At 62.9% G+C, this 529-nt stretch carries 1 protein-coding gene; it reads right to left on the minus strand.

What is annotated here, in order from left to right; translation table 11 throughout:
- Nucleotides 1-37: 37 nt before the first annotated feature.
- The gene (locus NKH49_RS34875; protein ID WP_245274633.1) at nt 38-418 is read right to left on the minus strand and encodes a transposase; all 381 of its coding nucleotides are present in this window, start codon (nt 416-418) and stop codon (nt 38-40) included.
- Between the last annotated feature and the right edge of the window lie 111 nt (nt 419-529).

Raw genomic sequence — 529 nt, forward strand, 5'->3', positions numbered from 1 at the left:
GGATGACTGGCGACCAACACCTTCACGCCAGCCGGGATCATGCCTGGCGAACCGCCCGGATAATCCGCACCAGCTGCTCCTCATTGATATCGGCACCGGCGCGAATGACCACGCCACCCAGCTCGATCTCCACCGACGCAGACGCTGTCGGCGTGACCTCGACAAAGCCGAGCCGCTCCGCATCCCTGTGTGGCGTGACCGCACCGCTCTTGATCGCCTTGCTCCGCCAGCCGAACAGCTGGGCCGGCGCCATCCCCGCTTGTCTGGCAATGGCCGATACATTCGCGCCCGGCTTCAGTGTCGCCTCGATCAGCCGCGACTTCGCTTCCGCCGACCAGCGCCGCCGCGGACGCTGCGGGCTTGCCTCCAGTCGGTTGGCAACCGCTTCAAGAACATGGAAACTTCTATCATCAGGCATAGGCGCAGACATAGAAATTGACACTGCAAGCTCCTCGGCTCCTTGCTTCAGTGTCAGTATGTCTCGCTCATCACCTCAAGCCGCGCCAGATGGGGTCAGCTTGGCGCTTAC

This window comes from Mesorhizobium sp. M1088, assembly GCF_040318575.1.
GTDB lineage: Bacteria > Pseudomonadota > Alphaproteobacteria > Rhizobiales > Rhizobiaceae > Mesorhizobium.

Excerpts from the sequence above, each read along its gene's own strand:
- NKH49_RS34875 (WP_245274633.1), bottom strand. The coding sequence starts at position 418 with ATGCCTGATGATAGAAGTTTCCATGTTCTTGAAGCGGTTGCCAACCGA.